Annotated in this window: 17 protein-coding genes and 1 pseudogene; 15 read left to right on the top strand and 3 right to left on the bottom strand. The window is 42.4% G+C overall.

What is annotated here, in order from left to right; translation table 11 throughout:
- The first annotated feature begins 41 nt into the window (after positions 1-41).
- Complete coding sequence (rpsB, locus tag BQ7997_RS17940) at positions 42-878, top strand: 30S ribosomal protein S2 (RefSeq protein ID WP_044656424.1); 837 nt, start codon at positions 42-44, stop codon at positions 876-878.
- A gap of 123 nt (positions 879-1,001) precedes the next feature.
- Positions 1,002-1,994 (top strand): translation elongation factor Ts, encoded by a 993-nt coding sequence (gene tsf, locus BQ7997_RS17945; protein WP_073347543.1) that lies wholly within the window; start codon positions 1,002-1,004, stop codon positions 1,992-1,994.
- 69 nt (positions 1,995-2,063) lie between these two features.
- Here the strand turns inward: tsf and BQ7997_RS17950 are convergent, their stop codons facing one another.
- Positions 2,064-2,414 (bottom strand): translation initiation factor, encoded by a 351-nt coding sequence (locus BQ7997_RS17950; protein WP_044655136.1) that lies wholly within the window; start codon positions 2,412-2,414, stop codon positions 2,064-2,066.
- Between the two features lie 175 nt (positions 2,415-2,589).
- On the opposite strand from BQ7997_RS17950, the gene BQ7997_RS17955 reads away from it, so the two are divergent.
- The 4 genes from BQ7997_RS17955 to BQ7997_RS17970 all read left to right on the top strand — a co-directional run bounded on the left by BQ7997_RS17955 (position 2,590) and on the right by BQ7997_RS17970 (position 5,429).
- The gene (locus BQ7997_RS17955) at positions 2,590-3,240 is read left to right on the top strand and encodes a redox-sensing transcriptional repressor Rex (RefSeq protein ID WP_022136512.1); all 651 of its coding nucleotides are present in this window, start codon (positions 2,590-2,592) and stop codon (positions 3,238-3,240) included.
- A complete protein-coding gene (locus BQ7997_RS17960; protein ID WP_044654853.1) occupies positions 3,240-3,854 on the top strand; it encodes a fumarylacetoacetate hydrolase family protein in 615 nt (204 codons plus the stop codon). Before BQ7997_RS17955 ends, BQ7997_RS17960 begins: the two co-directional genes overlap by 1 nt.
- A gap of 65 nt (positions 3,855-3,919) precedes the next feature.
- Positions 3,920-4,402: a 2-C-methyl-D-erythritol 2,4-cyclodiphosphate synthase gene (gene ispF / locus BQ7997_RS17965; RefSeq protein WP_024987607.1), complete on the top strand. Its 483-nt coding sequence runs from the start codon at positions 3,920-3,922 to the stop codon at positions 4,400-4,402.
- A gap of 19 nt (positions 4,403-4,421) precedes the next feature.
- Positions 4,422-5,429: a metallophosphoesterase family protein gene (locus BQ7997_RS17970; RefSeq protein WP_073347544.1), complete on the top strand. Its 1,008-nt coding sequence runs from the start codon at positions 4,422-4,424 to the stop codon at positions 5,427-5,429.
- On the opposite strand, the gene BQ7997_RS17975 is transcribed toward BQ7997_RS17970, so the two are convergent.
- On the bottom strand, positions 5,419-6,282 hold the full coding sequence (locus tag BQ7997_RS17975; RefSeq protein WP_022136508.1) for an exodeoxyribonuclease X C-terminal domain-containing protein: 864 nt from the start codon (positions 6,280-6,282) through the stop codon (positions 5,419-5,421). The two genes, BQ7997_RS17970 and BQ7997_RS17975, sit on opposite strands and share 11 nt — an antisense overlap.
- A gap of 784 nt (positions 6,283-7,066) precedes the next feature.
- Complete coding sequence (locus tag BQ7997_RS17980) at positions 7,067-7,891, bottom strand: DNA-directed RNA polymerase subunit alpha C-terminal domain-containing protein (RefSeq protein ID WP_235817322.1); 825 nt, start codon at positions 7,889-7,891, stop codon at positions 7,067-7,069.
- Between the two features lie 416 nt (positions 7,892-8,307).
- On the opposite strand from BQ7997_RS17980, the gene mnmA reads away from it, so the two are divergent.
- The 9 genes and pseudogenes from mnmA to trmB all read left to right on the top strand — a co-directional run bounded on the left by mnmA (position 8,308) and on the right by trmB (position 15,664).
- Positions 8,308-9,399, top strand: coding sequence for a tRNA 2-thiouridine(34) synthase MnmA (gene mnmA, locus BQ7997_RS17985; RefSeq protein ID WP_073347546.1), 1,092 nt, complete (start codon positions 8,308-8,310; stop codon positions 9,397-9,399).
- Positions 9,396-9,779 (top strand): annotated as a pseudogene (locus BQ7997_RS26160) (RNA-binding domain-containing protein); the annotation flags it as partial. The gene mnmA and the pseudogene BQ7997_RS26160, both read left to right, overlap by 4 nt.
- Positions 9,780-9,869: 90 nt before the next feature.
- The gene (locus tag BQ7997_RS26165; protein ID WP_338128002.1) at positions 9,870-10,097 is read left to right on the top strand and encodes a Fic family protein; all 228 of its coding nucleotides are present in this window, start codon (positions 9,870-9,872) and stop codon (positions 10,095-10,097) included.
- Positions 10,098-10,109: 12 nt separating this feature from the next.
- Positions 10,110-11,480, top strand: a complete 1,371-nt coding sequence (locus BQ7997_RS17995; RefSeq protein ID WP_044655266.1) for a S8 family peptidase — start codon at positions 10,110-10,112, stop codon at positions 11,478-11,480.
- Between the two features lie 47 nt (positions 11,481-11,527).
- Positions 11,528-12,760: an exodeoxyribonuclease VII large subunit gene (gene xseA / locus BQ7997_RS18000; RefSeq protein WP_022136503.1), complete on the top strand. Its 1,233-nt coding sequence runs from the start codon at positions 11,528-11,530 to the stop codon at positions 12,758-12,760.
- A gap of 79 nt (positions 12,761-12,839) precedes the next feature.
- Positions 12,840-13,049 carry an exodeoxyribonuclease VII small subunit gene (xseB, locus tag BQ7997_RS18005; protein ID WP_044655268.1) on the top strand — a complete coding sequence of 70 codons (210 nt, stop codon included), beginning with the start codon at positions 12,840-12,842 and terminating at the stop codon, positions 13,047-13,049.
- A gap of 41 nt (positions 13,050-13,090) precedes the next feature.
- Positions 13,091-14,122, top strand: a complete 1,032-nt coding sequence (locus BQ7997_RS18010; RefSeq protein ID WP_262481155.1) for a branched-chain amino acid aminotransferase — start codon at positions 13,091-13,093, stop codon at positions 14,120-14,122.
- Positions 14,123-14,169: 47 nt separating this feature from the next.
- Positions 14,170-14,793, top strand: coding sequence for a DUF975 family protein (locus tag BQ7997_RS18015; RefSeq protein ID WP_022136500.1), 624 nt, complete (start codon positions 14,170-14,172; stop codon positions 14,791-14,793).
- Between the two features lie 112 nt (positions 14,794-14,905).
- A complete protein-coding gene (gene trmB / locus BQ7997_RS18020) occupies positions 14,906-15,664 on the top strand; it encodes a tRNA (guanosine(46)-N7)-methyltransferase TrmB (protein ID WP_073347547.1) in 759 nt (252 codons plus the stop codon).
- Positions 15,665-15,744 lie beyond the last annotated feature (80 nt).

Consider the following 15,744-nt stretch of genomic DNA (forward strand, 5'->3'; position numbering starts at 1 on the left):
AAAAAACAAAAAAGAAAGTAAACGATTTAAAGAAAAACAAGATGTCAAGAACAAATTTTGATACATTATTGGAAGCCGGATGCCACTTCGGACACCTTAAGAGAAAGTGGAACCCTGCAATGGCTCCTTATATTTTCATGGAACGCAATGGTATTCACATCATTGACCTCCACAAAACTGTTGCAAAAGTAGACGAAGCTGCTGAAGCTTTGAAACAGATTGCCAAATCAGGCAAGAAAGTTCTTTTTGTTGCTACTAAAAAACAAGCTAAACAAGTTGTAGCTGAGAAAGCTCAATCTGTTAATATGCCTTATGTAATCGAACGCTGGCCGGGTGGTATGTTGACCAACTTCCCGACTATCCGTAAGGCTGTGAAGAAGATGGCTACTATCGATAAATTGACTAGCGATGGTACTTATTCTAACCTTTCTAAAAGAGAAGTTCTTCAGATTTCACGTCAACGTGCAAAATTGGACAAGACTTTGGGTTCTATCGCTGACCTGACTCGTCTGCCGTCTGCATTGTTCGTTATCGACGTAATGAAAGAAAATATCGCTGTTCGCGAAGCTAACCGTTTGGGTATCCCTGTATTCGGTATCGTTGATACTAACTCTGATCCTTCAAACGTAGATTTCGTAATTCCTGCTAACGATGACGCTACTAAATCAGTAGAAGTGATCCTGGATGCTTGTTGCGCTGCAATGATCGAAGGCTTGGAAGAAAGAAAAGCTGAAAAGATCGATATGGAAGCTGCTGGTGAAGCTCCTGCTAACAAAGGCAAGAAGAAATCAGTAAAAGCTAGACTCGACAAGTCTGACGAAGAAGCTATCAACGCAGCTAAAGCTGCTGCTTTCATTAAGGAAGACGAAGAGGCTTAATATATAAAATGTGCCAATTTGCTAATGTGCAAGGGTATTGTTATACGCTTGCATCTTGATTGGCAGATTGGCACATTTTTTTGTTTCGAAAATTATTATTCATTAAAATAAAAGGAAATTATTATGGCTGTAAGTATGGCTGATATTACCAAGCTGCGCAAAATGACCGGAGCTGGTATGATGGATTGCAAAAACGCGTTGACTGAAGCAGAAGGCGATTTCGACAAGGCAATGGAGATTATCCGTAAGAAAGGACAAGCTGTTGCTGCTAAGCGTTCGGAACGTGAGGCTTCTGAAGGTTGCGTTTTGGCTAAAACTACCGGTGACCGTGCTGTTATCGTTGCTTTGAAATGCGAAACTGACTTCGTTGCTCAGAATGCTGATTTCGTGAAACTGACGCAGGATATTCTTGACCTTGCCGTGGCTAACAAATGCGCTACTTTGGACGAAGTAAAAGCATTGCCGATGGGTAACGGTACAGTACAGGATGCTGTGACTGACCGTAGCGGTATCACTGGTGAAAAGATGGAACTTGACGGTTACATGACTGTAGAAGGTGCATGCACTGCTGTTTACAACCACATGAACAGAAACGGCCTTTGCACTATCGTTGCTTTCAATAAGGAAGTGAACGAGCAACTGGCTAAGCAAGTAGCTATGCAGATTGCTGCCATGAACCCGATTGCTATTGATGAAGACGGCGTTTCTGAAGAAGTAAAACAGAAAGAAATCGAAGTTGCTATCGAGAAAACAAAAGCTGAACAGGTACAGAAAGCTGTAGAAGCTGCCCTGAAGAAAGCTAACATCAACCCGGCTCATGTGGACAGCGAAGAACACATGGAAAGCAACATGGCTAAAGGCTGGATTACTGCTGAAGATGTAGCGAAAGCAAAAGAAATCATTGCTACCGTTTCTGCTGAAAAGGCTGCTCACTTGCCTGAACAAATGATTCAGAACATTGCTAAAGGTCGTCTGGGCAAGTTCTTGAAAGAAGTTTGCTTACTGAACCAGGAAGATATCATGGACGGTAAGAAGACTGTAAGAGAAGTGTTGGCTGCTGCTGACCCTGAATTGAAGATTGTTGACTTCAAGCGTTTCACTTTGAAAGCTGAATAATATTCTTCTGAAATATATCATAAAGAAAACGGTCACACGAATATTCTCGTAGTGACCGTTTTTTTATGTTCAACCGCCTATGCCTTTCGTCTTCGTATATCCTTCCTTGACAAGCAATTCCATAATCTTAGTCTTGAAATCTCCCTGTATGATGATTTCACCGTCTTTAGCCGAACCGCCCACTCCGCATTTGCTTTTCAGCAGCTTGCCGAGTTCTTTCAGGTCATTATCCGTACCGATGAATCCGGTAATTAATGTTACCACTTTTCCGCCACGGTTCTTTTTATCGATGGAAACCCGCAGGTTTTGTTTGGCTTTATCAAGGGTGGTCTGTTCTTCGTCGTCATCCATCTCATAACCGAAGTCAGGATTCGTTGAATACACTACGTTCAGTCTGTCTTTCCAATCATTCTTTTTCATATTCGTCATTTTTATTTCTTCTCATTTCTTCTCAAAAGTATCAAACTTATGGAAAAGAGCAAAATTTGTACCACTTTTCATTGTTTTGTTTAATCTCTATTAAGGTTTTCCATTATACGGTTGTCAGTCTCAAAAAATAATGTACTTTTGCAAAATACCAAATTTTGTAAGAAGTATGAGCACTTATATACGAAAAGAGGCGGATAAAGTGCCGGAGCCTACCTTGCGCAGACTTCCCTGGTATCTGTCTAATATAAAACTAATGAAAGAAAAAGGAGAGCAATATGTCTCTTCTACACAAATCTCTAAGGAAATAAATATTGACGCTTCCCAAATCGCCAAGGATTTGTCGTATGTTAATATTTCAGGACGTACGAGAGTTGGTTACAACATCGACGCGTTGATCGAGGTGTTGGAAAGCTTTCTTGGATTTACCAATATGCACAAAGCCTTTTTGTTTGGTGTAGGTAGCTTGGGTGGAGCCTTGCTTCGTGATTCCGGTTTGCAGCATTTCGGATTGGAGATTGTAGCGGCTTTTGATGTCAACCCGGAATTGGTGGGGAAGGACTTGGACGGAATCCCAATTTTCCATTCCGATGATTTTGAAGCGAAGATGAAAGAATACGATGTGAATATCGGTGTGCTGACAGTGCCTATTAATATTGCCCAGGAAATTACAAATAAAATGGTAGACGGCGGGATAAAAGCAGTATGGAACTTTACTCCTTTCCGTATTCGCGTACCAGAGAATATTGTTGTGCAAAACACTTCTCTGTACGCTCACTTGGCTGTTATGTTTAACCGATTGAATTTTAACGAGAAATAATGAAGATTATAGCAGTAGGAATGAACTACGCCCAGCACAACAAAGAGCTGGGGCATACACAAGTAAATACGGAACCGGTCATTTTTATGAAGCCGGACTCTGCTATTCTTAAAGATGGCAAACCGTTTTTCATTCCCGACTTTTCTAACGAGATACATTACGAAACGGAACTGGTAGTCCGGATCAACCGGTTGGGGAAGAATATCGCTCCCCGTTTTGCGAACCGGTATTATGACGCAGTGACAGTAGGTATTGACTTTACAGCCCGTGACCTTCAACGGAAGTTTCGCGAACAGGGAAATCCTTGGGAGTTGTGTAAAGGTTTCGATTCATCTGCCGCTATCGGAGAATTTGTCTCCATAGACCGATATAAGGATATTCAGAATCTGAACTTCAATCTGTTGATTGACGGTAAAGAAGTGCAGAATGGATGTACGGCGGACATGCTTTTCAAAGTAGACGATATCATAGCGTATGTCAGTCAGTTTGTTACCTTGAAAATCGGTGATTTGTTGTTTACAGGCACTCCTGTCGGTGTCGGGCCTGTCAGTATAGGACAACACTTGCAAGGCTATCTGGAAGGGGAGAAGCTGCTGGATTTTTATATCCGTTGATTGCCCTTCGAACATTTATTATTAACCATTATCACGATTACTAGTACTCATTTATTAAACAAATTATGAAGATAAGAGTAGGTTTTGGCTTCGACGTACATCAGTTGGTCGAAGGGCGCGAACTGTGGCTCGGCGGTATCCTTTTGGAACATTCGAAAGGATTGTTGGGACATTCGGACGCTGATGTATTATTGCACGCCGTTTGTGACGCCTTGTTGGGGGCGGCAAATATGCGCGATATTGGCTATCACTTCCCGGATACAGCGGGAGAATATAAAAATATAGACAGCAAGATTCTGCTGAAAAAGACAGTGGAATTGATTGCTTCTAAAGGATATAAGGTCGGCAATATTGACGCCACCATCTGCGCCGAGCGTCCGAAACTCAAAGCTCATATCCCTTTGATGCAGGAGACAATGGCGACAGTTATGGGAATTGATGTGGATGATATCTCCATTAAAGCGACTACTACCGAGAAACTCGGGTTTACGGGTCGCGAAGAAGGTATTTCAGCCTATGCCACAGTACTGATTGAGAAGAATAATTAACCCCCTAATATAAATAATTATGATTCGACTTTTGAGATTTCACTTAACACTAATCTTACTGTTGGCAACTACTTTTTGTATAGCTCAAAAAAGAGAACTGAAATTCAGTAAAGATGGTAAATTCAAGATTGTGCAATTTACCGATGTACACTTCAAGTATGGTAATCCGGCTTCTGACGTAGCATTGGAACGTATCAATCAAGTACTTGATGCCGAACGGCCGGATTTGGTTGTCTTTACCGGAGATGTTGTTTATGCAGCGCCTGCGGATTCCGGTATGCTGAAAGTCTTGGAACAGGTATCCAGGCGTAAGCTTCCTTTTGTTGTGACTTTTGGCAACCATGATGATGAACAAGGACTGACACGCTCACAGTTGTATGACATCATCCGTACCGTTCCGGGTAATCTGCTGCCTGACCGGGGAACTGCTTTGTCACCGGACTATGTATTGACCGTGAAATCGTCTTCTGATTCTAAAAAGGATGCAGCTTTGCTTTATTGCATGGACTCTCACTCTTATTCACCTTTGAAAGATGTGAAGGGATATAATTGGCTTACGTTCGACCAAATAAACTGGTATCGTCAGCAAAGCGCCGCTTATAAAACTCAGAATGGCGGACAACCGTTACCTGCCCTTGCCTTTTTCCATATTCCTCTGCCCGAATATCACGAAGCCATTCGCGATGAAAACGCAGCTTTTCGCGGAACACGTATGGAAGAAGCCTGTGCACCTAGAATAAATACAGGAATGTTTGCTGCCATGAAAGAAGCGGGAGACGTGATGGGTGTATTTGTCGGTCACGACCATGACAATGACTATGCGGTCATGTGGAAAAATATCCTTTTGGCTTACGGGCGTTACACCGGTGGGAATACAGTGTACAACCATTTGCCGAACGGTGCCCGTATCATCGTATTGGATGAAGGCGCACGCACGTTCACTTCCTGGATTCGTCAGAAAGACGGTATTGTGGATAAAGTCTCTTATCCGGCAAGCTTTGTCAAGGACGATTGGACTAAACGTTGAGACTTGCAAACTTCACATGGCTAAGGCGCGTATATTTTGAACCGTAGCTTTCGTACCGGCGTGATACTTTCGCCGATGCGACGTAGATAATCTCTCCCAGTCGGTATTCATGCTCTATCCCGGATAAAGTACATGATACCGCACTGGGATTTTTTGAAGGAATGCTCATGACGACCAGATTTCCGCTGGCATCCGTCAGCGTGAGCATCTGCTTGACAAAAAACTGTGGAGTAGTACCATTCACCCTTGTTTTGTACGGATCGTCTTCCAGCCGTACACGGGTCACTTTCAGTTTCAAGTCTGTAAGTTTCTCTCCCAACTCTCCCAAATACCGGCTTGACGAGCGCTTCTCTCTGGACTTTCTCTGCATAATGTCCAGATGTATGGAATGGTAAGCCTGCGCTATCTTGACAAAGCGTTCCTGTTTCGGAATCTTCGGAGTAAACTTATAGGCTATCCAGCTTAAATAAGCAGGGTCTATCTTCAGTATTTCATGCAGGAAATGTCCGCGATATTTCCCGAAGAAGATAAGGTCGTCGCCATTGCTCTGCATTCTTTTTTCATTATAATCCACAAGGATAAGGCAACGTCTTGAGTAATAAAACATCGTGCTTGCCATCCGTAGAGATTCATTAATATCCGGTGACAGGTCATGTATGTAAAGAATTGATTGTTTCTCGGGCAGGGGAGAATAGAGCCAAAGGGAATAGTTTGGTTTCCCCGGTCGGGGCGTCACCACCAAGTAAACACCCGCCTCTTTGAAAGAGGCTCTGCCTCGGTTGTATTCATTCAGTTTGGCATACAATAAGGCTTGCTCGTTTTCGGAAATGCCCGGTAATCTAGGGTTAGCCATAATTGTTCTCGCTTTTGTTATATTTCAAATATAGGGAATTTTATTTGGAAAAGCAACATTTTGTTTGCTAAAAACACTTATCGGTTATGACCTTCTTCTTCAAGTTCCTCTATATTCTCACTCAATTGTCGCATTTATAAATTGAACTCAGGATTCAACTACATAGTGAAGAAAATATCTATCATGCCATCATTCATTTCTGTATTTTGTTAATTGTCAGAGTAATAAGTATGATAGATGTTTTTCTAAAAAGGTATCTATCATACTTACACCACCAAAAATAGGGTATCTATCATACTTATATTGCACCTGTTTTAGGGTAGCATTAGGTGAAACCATCCATTTAAAGGCATAAGGATACCCCTTTTATAGGATGATAACCTGTATTTAGCAGCTTAATAATCCATTTGGAACGGTAGTCTTTTTATAGCTCACACATGCAGGCTGTACAGCCCGCATGTGTAAACCGTACAGCCCACGTATGGGGGCTGTATATCACACATATGTGGGCTATAAACTTATCGCCATTAAAGTTGTATTATTAAGCCATGATGGTTGGATCTATGCGGGTTTATTGTAACAAAAACGAGCTGTCTTACGTTTGTTCAGCCTTTATCCGACTGTTTTATTAATGATAGATAGCCTGTTTTTGGTGGTGTAAGTATGATAGATACCTTTTTGGAAAATTATCTATCATGCTTATTCTTTTGATAATTAATAGAATACAGAAATGAATGATAGCATGATAGATGTTTTTTCGCTATGTTATATTTTATAAGCTTGGTTACAATATCAAGGCGGATATTTCAGGTGATAATCCGATGCTTTTGTTTTCGTGGAAGACGATAAAGTTGGCATTGTATAATGCATTGATTATTTCATTGTAAGTTATCTCCCCTAATCCTTCAAGACGTTTCAGGCGAGGCCATCCGTTTTGGGCGGTGTATTGCAGAAGCTGATGTACGGTATGTATATTCAGTTTGAACAATGCATTGCAAGCACGGTCACTGATCATCCGCCTTAATGGAATATTTGTGGGATCATCCGTATTGTATTTGCCGAAAAGGGATGTCATTGCCCGGTCGCGGAAAGTGGCTATCCGTTCGGTATTCTTGCTTAGATTTATGAGGAGTTCACTATAAGTGTTGATTGTGTCTTGATATGTCATATTATGTCTTACTGCTACTCGTGAGATTGTTTCCCCACAAGAGATACTAAGAAATATCTCCCGCTGACTGGCGTCGGTAATCAGTTGGCCGAGTTCCTTGATGATAATATGAAAGAGTGGTTGGTGGAGCTTTTGAGTTTTTAACAGGAAAAGTTCATCGTCAAGTTGAGAAAGAACTATTTCATATTCCGATTCTTTTTCTTTGATTAATTTTTCCAAGGATTCTTTGTTTAGTCCTTTTGTTTGGTGAACATTCAGATAAGAGGTCAGACTGTCATCATCTAACATGATAATGCCATCAATAGTTGCAGAAGTGATGTAGCCTAAGTTTGTCCAATTGCGTAAAGTTGATTCTGTAAGACCTCGTTTTGCGGACAGTTGTTTGATTGTTAGCCAGTTTGCCATAGGTAAATAGGGAATTAAGTTAATAATATGTTTCATGTTTTGTTTTCTATGAATATTAATCCCTGTCCGTATTCTGATGTATACCCTGTATATAAAAGAAGCCGGGCGCTGAGTTCATATTTATCCGCTAAGAGGTAGTACCAATACCTACATGGTTTAATAAATACGCTCATACGCCCGACCCTACGTCGCACGTATGAAACAGATTTATTGAAACCATGTTTTTTTGTTTAAATGAAATTTGGTACTTTTCTTAGCGCAAAAAACGTTTCAATATGCCGTATTTCTCTTCGGCTTTGTAAAAGGCAAAGATAGGTGAATTATTGGGGATAGCAAAGAAGTGACAAGGAAATTCAATAGAAAAAGATATAGGATATGAAATTACATCTTCTCTCTATGGCTATCTGAATAGAATCTCGTACATTTGTGTCCACGTAATTTATAAAATTCGGATGAAAGAACGAAATAAGCGAGTATTAGTCGGAATGAGCGGTGGTATTGACAGTACCGCCACTTGTCTGATGCTACAGGAACAAGGATACGAAATAGTAGGAGTGACCATGCGTGTATGGGGCGACGAGCCGCAAGATGCCAGGGAATTGGCTGCACGGATGGGAATCGAACATTATGTGGCGGATGAACGTATTCCTTTTAAAGAGACTGTCGTAAAAAACTTCATAGACGAATATAAGCAGGGACGTACGCCGAATCCATGTGTGATGTGCAACCCTTTGTTCAAGTTTCGTGTTCTGACGGAATGGGCGGATAAGTTGGGCTGTGCCTGGATTGCTACCGGACATTATTCGCGACTGGAAGAACGGAACGGACATATTTATATAGTAGCCGGAGACGATGATAAGAAAGACCAGTCTTATTTCCTTTGGAGATTGGGACAGGATATACTAAGGCGTTGTATTTTTCCTTTAGGGGATTATACAAAGGTGAAAGTTCGGGAATATCTTGCGGAGAAGGGCTATGAAGCCAAGTCGAAAGAGGGGGAAAGTATGGAAGTCTGCTTTATAAAAGGCGATTATCGTGACTTTCTCCGTGAACAATGTCCGGAACTGGACACTGAGATAGGGCCGGGATGGTTTGTCAATTCCGAAGGTGTGAAACTGGGACAACATAAGGGTGCACCTTATTATACTATCGGTCAGCGGAAAGGATTGGAGATTGCCTTAGGTAAACCGGCTTATGTGTTGAAAATCAATCCGCAGAAAAATACGGTGATGCTTGGTGGTGCCGAGCAGTTGAAAACCGACTATATGCTGGTGGAGCAGGATAAGATTGTTGATGAACAAGAGTTGTTCCAGTGTGAGAATCTGGCTGTGAGGATTCGTTATCGAAGCCGCCCGTTACCTTGCCGGGTGAAGCGATTGGAAGATGGTCGCCTGCTGGTGCGTTTTCTTGAGACGGCTTCGGCTGTTGCTCCCGGCCAATCGGCTGTATTCTATGACGGAAAACGTGTATTGGGAGGAGCTTTTATTGCTTCGCAGCGAGGAATAGGACTGGTGATTATAGAGAACGGGGACGAATCAAGATGAATGAAGACCAGAATATAGAATATAAACAAAGTTGGCGTGATGAATATCTGAAATGGATATGCGGCTTTGCCAATGCTACGGGAGGAAAGATTTATATCGGGATAGATGATAACGGTCAGGTGGTCGGCGTAGAAGACGCAAAGAAACTGATGGAGGATATACCGAACAAGATAGTCAACTTCTTGGGCATTGTGGCGGATGTGAATACTATGGAAATGTTTCTTGGGAAGCATGCCTCGAAACCATATAATAAGAATATTGCGGATATATTCTTCAAAGCCGGGTTCATTGAGGCCTGGGGGAGAGGTATCTCCAAGATAATGAAGGGGTTTGCGGATGCCGGAATGGAACTGCCGACTTTTGAATTTTCGATGGGAGGACTTTGGGTTGTTATGAAGAGAAAGGTGTTTGGGGAGGTTACCCCCCAAGTAAGTGTACCAGTAAGTGTACCAGTTACTGCACCAGTTATAATGGAAATTTTGAATTCAAAAGAATATGTCAATTCCTTTATATATCTATTCTCTGAGAAACAAGAATGTAGCTCCAGGGAAATAATGGAAGCATGGGGATTGTTGAGTTTACGATATGTCAGGCTTAATTATATCACTCCTTTGTTGAAAGCTGGTATTTTAAGGTTGAAATACCCTGACAATCCTAACCATCCGCAGCAACGTTATCTACTTAATGAAATAAAATAAAGCAATCATAATATGAAGAAACTAATTACATTGATTCTTTTTACAGCCGTAGCCATCAGCATGTCGGCTCAATTCACGCCGGGTGATACTTTGAAATACCGTATTAGTCTGAAAGACAAGGCAGCTACGGAATACTCTCTGCAGAAGCCGGAAAAATACTTGTCCGTGAAATCTATTGAACGGAGAAAAAGACAGGGATTGGCGATAGATTCCACCGACTTGCCGGTATGCGGAAAATACATAGATGCGATACGGAAGAAAGGCGTTCACGTACTTGTTACTGGAAAATGGGATAACTTTGTCACTGTCTCCTGTAATGATAGTATGCTGATAGATGAAATAAGCAAATTGCCTTTTGTACTTTCTACCGAAAGGGTTTGGAAGGGTAAAATGGAGAAATCTACCAAAAGGGATTCGTTGATAAATAATCCGTTACGTACCGATAGTCTTTATGGCCCTGCTATTACACAAATAAGGATGAGTCGGGCGAATCTTCTCCATGATGCAGGTTTTAAGGGACAAGGGATGACAATTGCTGTTATTGACGCTGGATTTCATAATGTGGATAAGATTGAAGCAATGAAGAATATCAATATACTGGGAGCGCGCGACTTTGTAAATCCCGAAGCAGATATCTATGCAGAAAGTAGTCATGGCATGTCCGTTCTCTCCTGCATGGCGATGAATCAGCCAAATGTGATGATTGGTACGGCTCCCGAAGCTTCCTATTGGTTGTTGCGCAGTGAGGACGAATATTCGGAGAATCTGGTGGAACAGGATTATTGGGCGGCGGCAATCGAGTTTGCCGATAGCGTGGGAGTGGATTTGGTAAATACTTCCCTCGGCTATTATTCATTTGACGATCCAACGAAGAACTATCGTTACCGTGACCTGAACGGGCATTATGCGTTGATGTCCCGTGAAGCTGCAAAGGCTGCTGATAAAGGGATGGTGGTTGTTTGCAGTGCCGGAAATTCCGGTGCCGGCTCCTGGAAGAAGATTACTCCGCCGGGAGATGCGGAGAATGTAATTACTGTAGGGGCTATTAATAAAAGAGGAGAACTGGCTCCATTTTCTTCCGTTGGCAACACGTCGGACGGACGGGTGAAACCGGATGTAGTAGCAGTTGGGTACGGTTCGGATGTAATGGGGACAAACGGCAATCTTCGCCATGCCAACGGTACTTCTTTTTCTTCTCCAATCATGTGCGGAATGGTGGCTTGTCTATGGCAGGCTTGTCCGAAACTGACGGCGAAAGAGATTGTCGAACTGGTTCGTCGCTCGGGTGACAGGGCGGATTTTCCGGATAATATATATGGATATGGTATTCCTGACTTGTGGAAAGCGTATTTAACGGTTAACGGGAAAGTGATTAGTGATTAACCACTGGTTACTGGTACGTTAACACTAATCATTAATCACTAACCGTTATGGATTCCTCTCTTTCCCTTTTAGAACTGAATGCGCTTGTCCGCCGTAGTCTGGAGCAATGCCTGCCCGATGAATATTGGATACAGGCAGAATTGAGCGATGTCCGTTCCAATACGACCGGACACTGCTATTTGGAATTTGTGCAGAAAGATCCTCGTAGTAATAGTCTTGTTGCGAAAGCGCGCGGTATGATATGGAACAATATTTATCGCTTGTTGAAACCCTATTTCGAGGAAACTACCGGACAGATGTTTATGTCCGGCATCAAAGTATTGGTGAAGGTGACGGTTCAGTTCCACGAACTTTACGGTTACAGTCTGACTGTGCTTGATATCGACCCTACATATACTTTAGGAGATATGGCGCGCCGTCGTCGGGAAATATTATTGCAGTTGGAAGAAGAAGGAGTACTCACGCTGAATAAAGAACTGGAAATGCCGGTTCTTCCGCAGCGTATTGCTGTTATATCCTCTGCCACCGCAGCCGGATATGGCGATTTCTGCCATCAGTTGCAGCATAATCCCGGAGGATTTTTTTTCTATACGGAGCTTTTCCCGGCATTGATGCAGGGAAATCAGGTCGAAGAGTCGGTATTGGCAGCCTTAGACCGTATCAATGCCCGTGTAAACGAATTTGATGTAGTCGTTATCATCCGTGGTGGTGGGGCAACTTCCGATTTATCCGGTTTTGATACCTATCTGTTGGCGGCTGCGTGTGCACAATTTCCGCTGCCTATCATTACCGGAATCGGACATGAACGGGACGATACAGTCCTTGACTCAGTAGCGCATACACGTGTGAAAACCCCTACGGCTGCTGCCGAACTTCTAATTCATCGGATCACGGAAGTAGCCGACCATTTAGAGGAACTATCTGTCCGTGTCCAACAAGGAGCCTATGCGATTCTTGAACAGGAATGGCGAAGACTGGAGAATCTTCAGACCCGTATTCCGAATCTTGTTCACCGGAAACTTACTGATGCCCGTTTTGCATTACTGGCAGCCAAGAAAGACTTGTCACAAGTGACGATGTCGTTGTTAGCGCGCCAACGACATCGGCTGGAGCTCCTGCAACAGCGTATTGCGGATGCTTCACCCGATAAATTATTGAGCCGGGGATACAGTATTACACTAAAGGATGGAAAAGCTGTGACAGATGCTTCTTCACTGAAAGCGGGAGACAGGTTAGTCACCCGGTTTTCGAAAGGAGAAGCCCGTTCGGTGGTGGAATAGTAAGCATCGGAATAGAAATTATAAAAGAAACGGAATTATAAAAGAAACATTCATCATTAACCATTAATAATCAATCATCGTGGCAGCAAAAAAGGAAACATATCTTCAGGCGATGGAACGTCTTGAAAAGATTGTCCGCCAGATAGACAATAATGAATTGGATATCGACATTTTGAGTGAGAAAATCAAAGAAGCCAATGAAATAATTGCCTTCTGTACCGAAAAACTGACGAAAGCCGATAAAGAAGTCGAAAAATTATTGAAAGAAAAGCGGCAGTCTGAAGAATAAAAGTTATTTTTGCGAATCAAAGCTTAAGAAAAAATAAACTAATACATTACGATATGGAACAAATAGACTGGGCGAATCTGTCATTTGGATACATGAAGACAGACTACAATGTGCGAATCAATTTCCGCAATGGAGCATGGGGAGAACTGGAAGTTAGTAGTGACGAGCATCTGAATCTGCATATGGCAGCTACGTGTTTGCACTATGGACAGGAAGCATTCGAAGGATTGAAAGCATTCCGTGGAAAAGACGGTAAAGTGCGTATCTTCCGTTTGGAAGAAAATGCGGCCCGCCTGCAATCTACTTGTCAGGGAATCCTGATGGCTGAACTTCCTACTGAACGTTTCAAAGAAGCTATCTTGAAAGTCGTGAAACTGAACGAACGTTTCATTCCGCCTTATGAGACGGGTGCTTCTCTCTACATTCGTCCTTTGTTGATTGGTACAAGTGCGCAGGTAGGTGTACATCCGGCAGATGAATATATGTTTGTCGTATTCGTGACTCCGGTAGGCCCGTACTTCAAAGGTGGTTTCTCTACCAATCCGTACGTTATCATCCGCGAATTTGACCGTGCCGCTCCTCACGGGACAGGTATCTATAAAGTCGGAGGTAACTATGCAGCCAGTCTTCGTGCCAACAAGAAAGCACATGACTTGGGTTATTCCTGCGAGTTCTATCTCGATGCTAAAGAAAAGAAATATATCGACGAATGTGGTGCTGCCAACTTCTTCGGTATTAAAGATAATACGTATATCACTCCGAAATCATCTTCTATCTTGCCGTCTATCACCAACAAGAGCTTGATGCAGTTGGCAGAAGATATGGGTATCAAGGTAGAACGTCGTCCGGTGCCGGAAGAAGAACTGGAAACATTCGAAGAGGCAGGTGCATGCGGAACAGCAGCGGTAATCAGCCCGATTCAGCGCATTGATGATTTGGAGAACGGAAAGTCTTATGTAATCTCCAAAGACGGTAAACCGGGGCCGATTTGTACAAAGTTGTATAATAAATTACGTGGTATTCAGTACGGTGACGAACCGGATACGCATGGCTGGGTAACTATTGTGGAGTAATACACACACTAAACTAAGACACATTTATTTATTTAATTAATTATATCATGTTAAAAGAGAATTCGCAATTACGTGCAGAAGCACGTCAGGCACTTCAAGGTAAGTGGCCTATGGCAGCCGTTGCTGCACTTATTTATTCAATCGTTGCCGGTGGTTTATCAGCTATCCCTTTCATTGGAGGATTGTGCTCATTATTTATCGGACTGCCAGTTGCTTACGGTATTGCTATCGTGATGTTTGGCGTATTCAAAGGTAAGGATGTTGATTTTGGAGTATTATTTGAAGGTTTCCAGGATTATAGCCGTATTTTTGTAACGAAATTGCTTCAGGGCATTTACACTGCTTTGTGGTCATTGCTATTGGTTGTTCCGGGCGTCATCAAGTATTATTCTTATGCAATGACGGACTATATTCTGAAAGAAGAACCGGAAATGAAAAACAATGCGGCTATCGAAAAGAGTATGGCAATGATGGAAAACAACAAAATGAAATTGTTCTTACTTGATTTGAGTTTCATCGGTTGGGCTCTTCTTGCTATCGTTACTTTTGGTATCGGATTCTTGTTCCTGCAGCCTTATATGCAAGTATCTCGTGCAGCTTTCTATGAAGACCTGAAAGCACAGCAAGGCGGAAATATTGAAGTAGACGTTGAAGTGAACGTTACTATTTAATAGACGAATACATTCAGCTATATAGAAGAATGGAGTACGGAGAAATCTGTACTCCATTTCTTTTTGCCGGTTGCGTCAAAATCAGTACCTTTGCGACCTAATCAGGATTGATATGGGTAAGAATAAATTAGAAAAGTTTGCCGATATGGCGAGTTATCCGCATGTGTTCGAATATCCTTATTCGGCAGTAGATAACGTGCCTTTTGACATGAAAGGGAAATGGCACAAGGAGTTCTTTAAAAATGACCATCCGATAGTGCTTGAACTGGGCTGTGGACGCGGTGAATATACCGTCGGATTGGGTAAGATGTTTCCCGAAAAGAACTTTATAGCAGTTGATATTAAAGGTGCCCGCATGTGGACGGGGGCAACGGAATCGTTGCAGGCAGGAATGAAGAATGTAGCTTTTCTGCGCACGAATATCGAAATCATCGAACGCTTCTTTGCGGAAAGCGAAGTTAGCGAGATATGGCTGACTTTCTCCGATCCGCAGATGAAGAAAGCGACCAAACGACTGACTTCCACTTATTTCATGGAAAGATACCGCAAGTTTCTGCAACCGAACGGTATTATCCATCTGAAGACAGACAGTAACTTCATGTTTACTTATACCAAATACATGATAGAAGCCAATAAACTTCCGGTTGAGTTTATGACGGAGGATTTATATCACTCCGACCTGGTGGATGATATTCTGGGTATCAAGACTTATTATGAACAACAATGGCTTGATCGTGGTTTAAATATAAAGTATATCAAATTTCAGCTTCCGCAAGAAGGCAAATTGCAGGAGCCGGATGTCGAAATAGAACTTGATCCTTATCGTAGCTATAATCGTAGTAAACGCAGCGGGTTGAGCACAAGCAGATAACTTGCTGAAATAATCGCCATAAAGTAAGCTAAACATAAACAGTATACTGAGTGGTGAATCTGAAATGGTAGATTGTAAAT

Source organism: Bacteroides congonensis, from assembly GCF_900130125.1.
In the GTDB taxonomy this organism is placed as follows: Bacteria; Bacteroidota; Bacteroidia; order Bacteroidales; family Bacteroidaceae; genus Bacteroides; species Bacteroides congonensis.

Bases quoted from the DNA above. Each gene is read 5' to 3' on its own strand.
- BQ7997_RS17950 (WP_044655136.1), bottom strand. From the start codon at position 2,414: ATGAAAAAGAATGATTGGAAAGACAGACTGAACGTAGTGTATTCAACG.
- BQ7997_RS17960 (WP_044654853.1), top strand. From the start codon at position 3,240: ATGAAGATTATAGCAGTAGGAATGAACTACGCCCAGCACAACAAAGAG.
- BQ7997_RS17995 (WP_044655266.1), top strand. From the start codon at position 10,110: ATGAAGAAACTAATTACATTGATTCTTTTTACAGCCGTAGCCATCAGC.
- xseA (WP_022136503.1), top strand. From the start codon at position 11,528: ATGGATTCCTCTCTTTCCCTTTTAGAACTGAATGCGCTTGTCCGCCGT.
- tsf (WP_073347543.1), top strand. From the start codon at position 1,002: ATGGCTGTAAGTATGGCTGATATTACCAAGCTGCGCAAAATGACCGGA.
- BQ7997_RS17955 (WP_022136512.1), top strand. From the start codon at position 2,590: ATGAGCACTTATATACGAAAAGAGGCGGATAAAGTGCCGGAGCCTACC.
- rpsB (WP_044656424.1), top strand. From the start codon at position 42: ATGTCAAGAACAAATTTTGATACATTATTGGAAGCCGGATGCCACTTC.
- BQ7997_RS18015 (WP_022136500.1), top strand. From the start codon at position 14,170: ATGTTAAAAGAGAATTCGCAATTACGTGCAGAAGCACGTCAGGCACTT.
- BQ7997_RS17980 (WP_235817322.1), bottom strand. From the start codon at position 7,891: ATGAAACATATTATTAACTTAATTCCCTATTTACCTATGGCAAACTGG.
- trmB (WP_073347547.1), top strand. From the start codon at position 14,906: ATGGGTAAGAATAAATTAGAAAAGTTTGCCGATATGGCGAGTTATCCG.
- mnmA (WP_073347546.1), top strand. From the start codon at position 8,308: ATGAAAGAACGAAATAAGCGAGTATTAGTCGGAATGAGCGGTGGTATT.
- BQ7997_RS26165 (WP_338128002.1), top strand. From the start codon at position 9,870: ATGGAAATTTTGAATTCAAAAGAATATGTCAATTCCTTTATATATCTA.
- BQ7997_RS17975 (WP_022136508.1), bottom strand. From the start codon at position 6,282: ATGGCTAACCCTAGATTACCGGGCATTTCCGAAAACGAGCAAGCCTTA.
- BQ7997_RS17970 (WP_073347544.1), top strand. From the start codon at position 4,422: ATGATTCGACTTTTGAGATTTCACTTAACACTAATCTTACTGTTGGCA.
- ispF (WP_024987607.1), top strand. From the start codon at position 3,920: ATGAAGATAAGAGTAGGTTTTGGCTTCGACGTACATCAGTTGGTCGAA.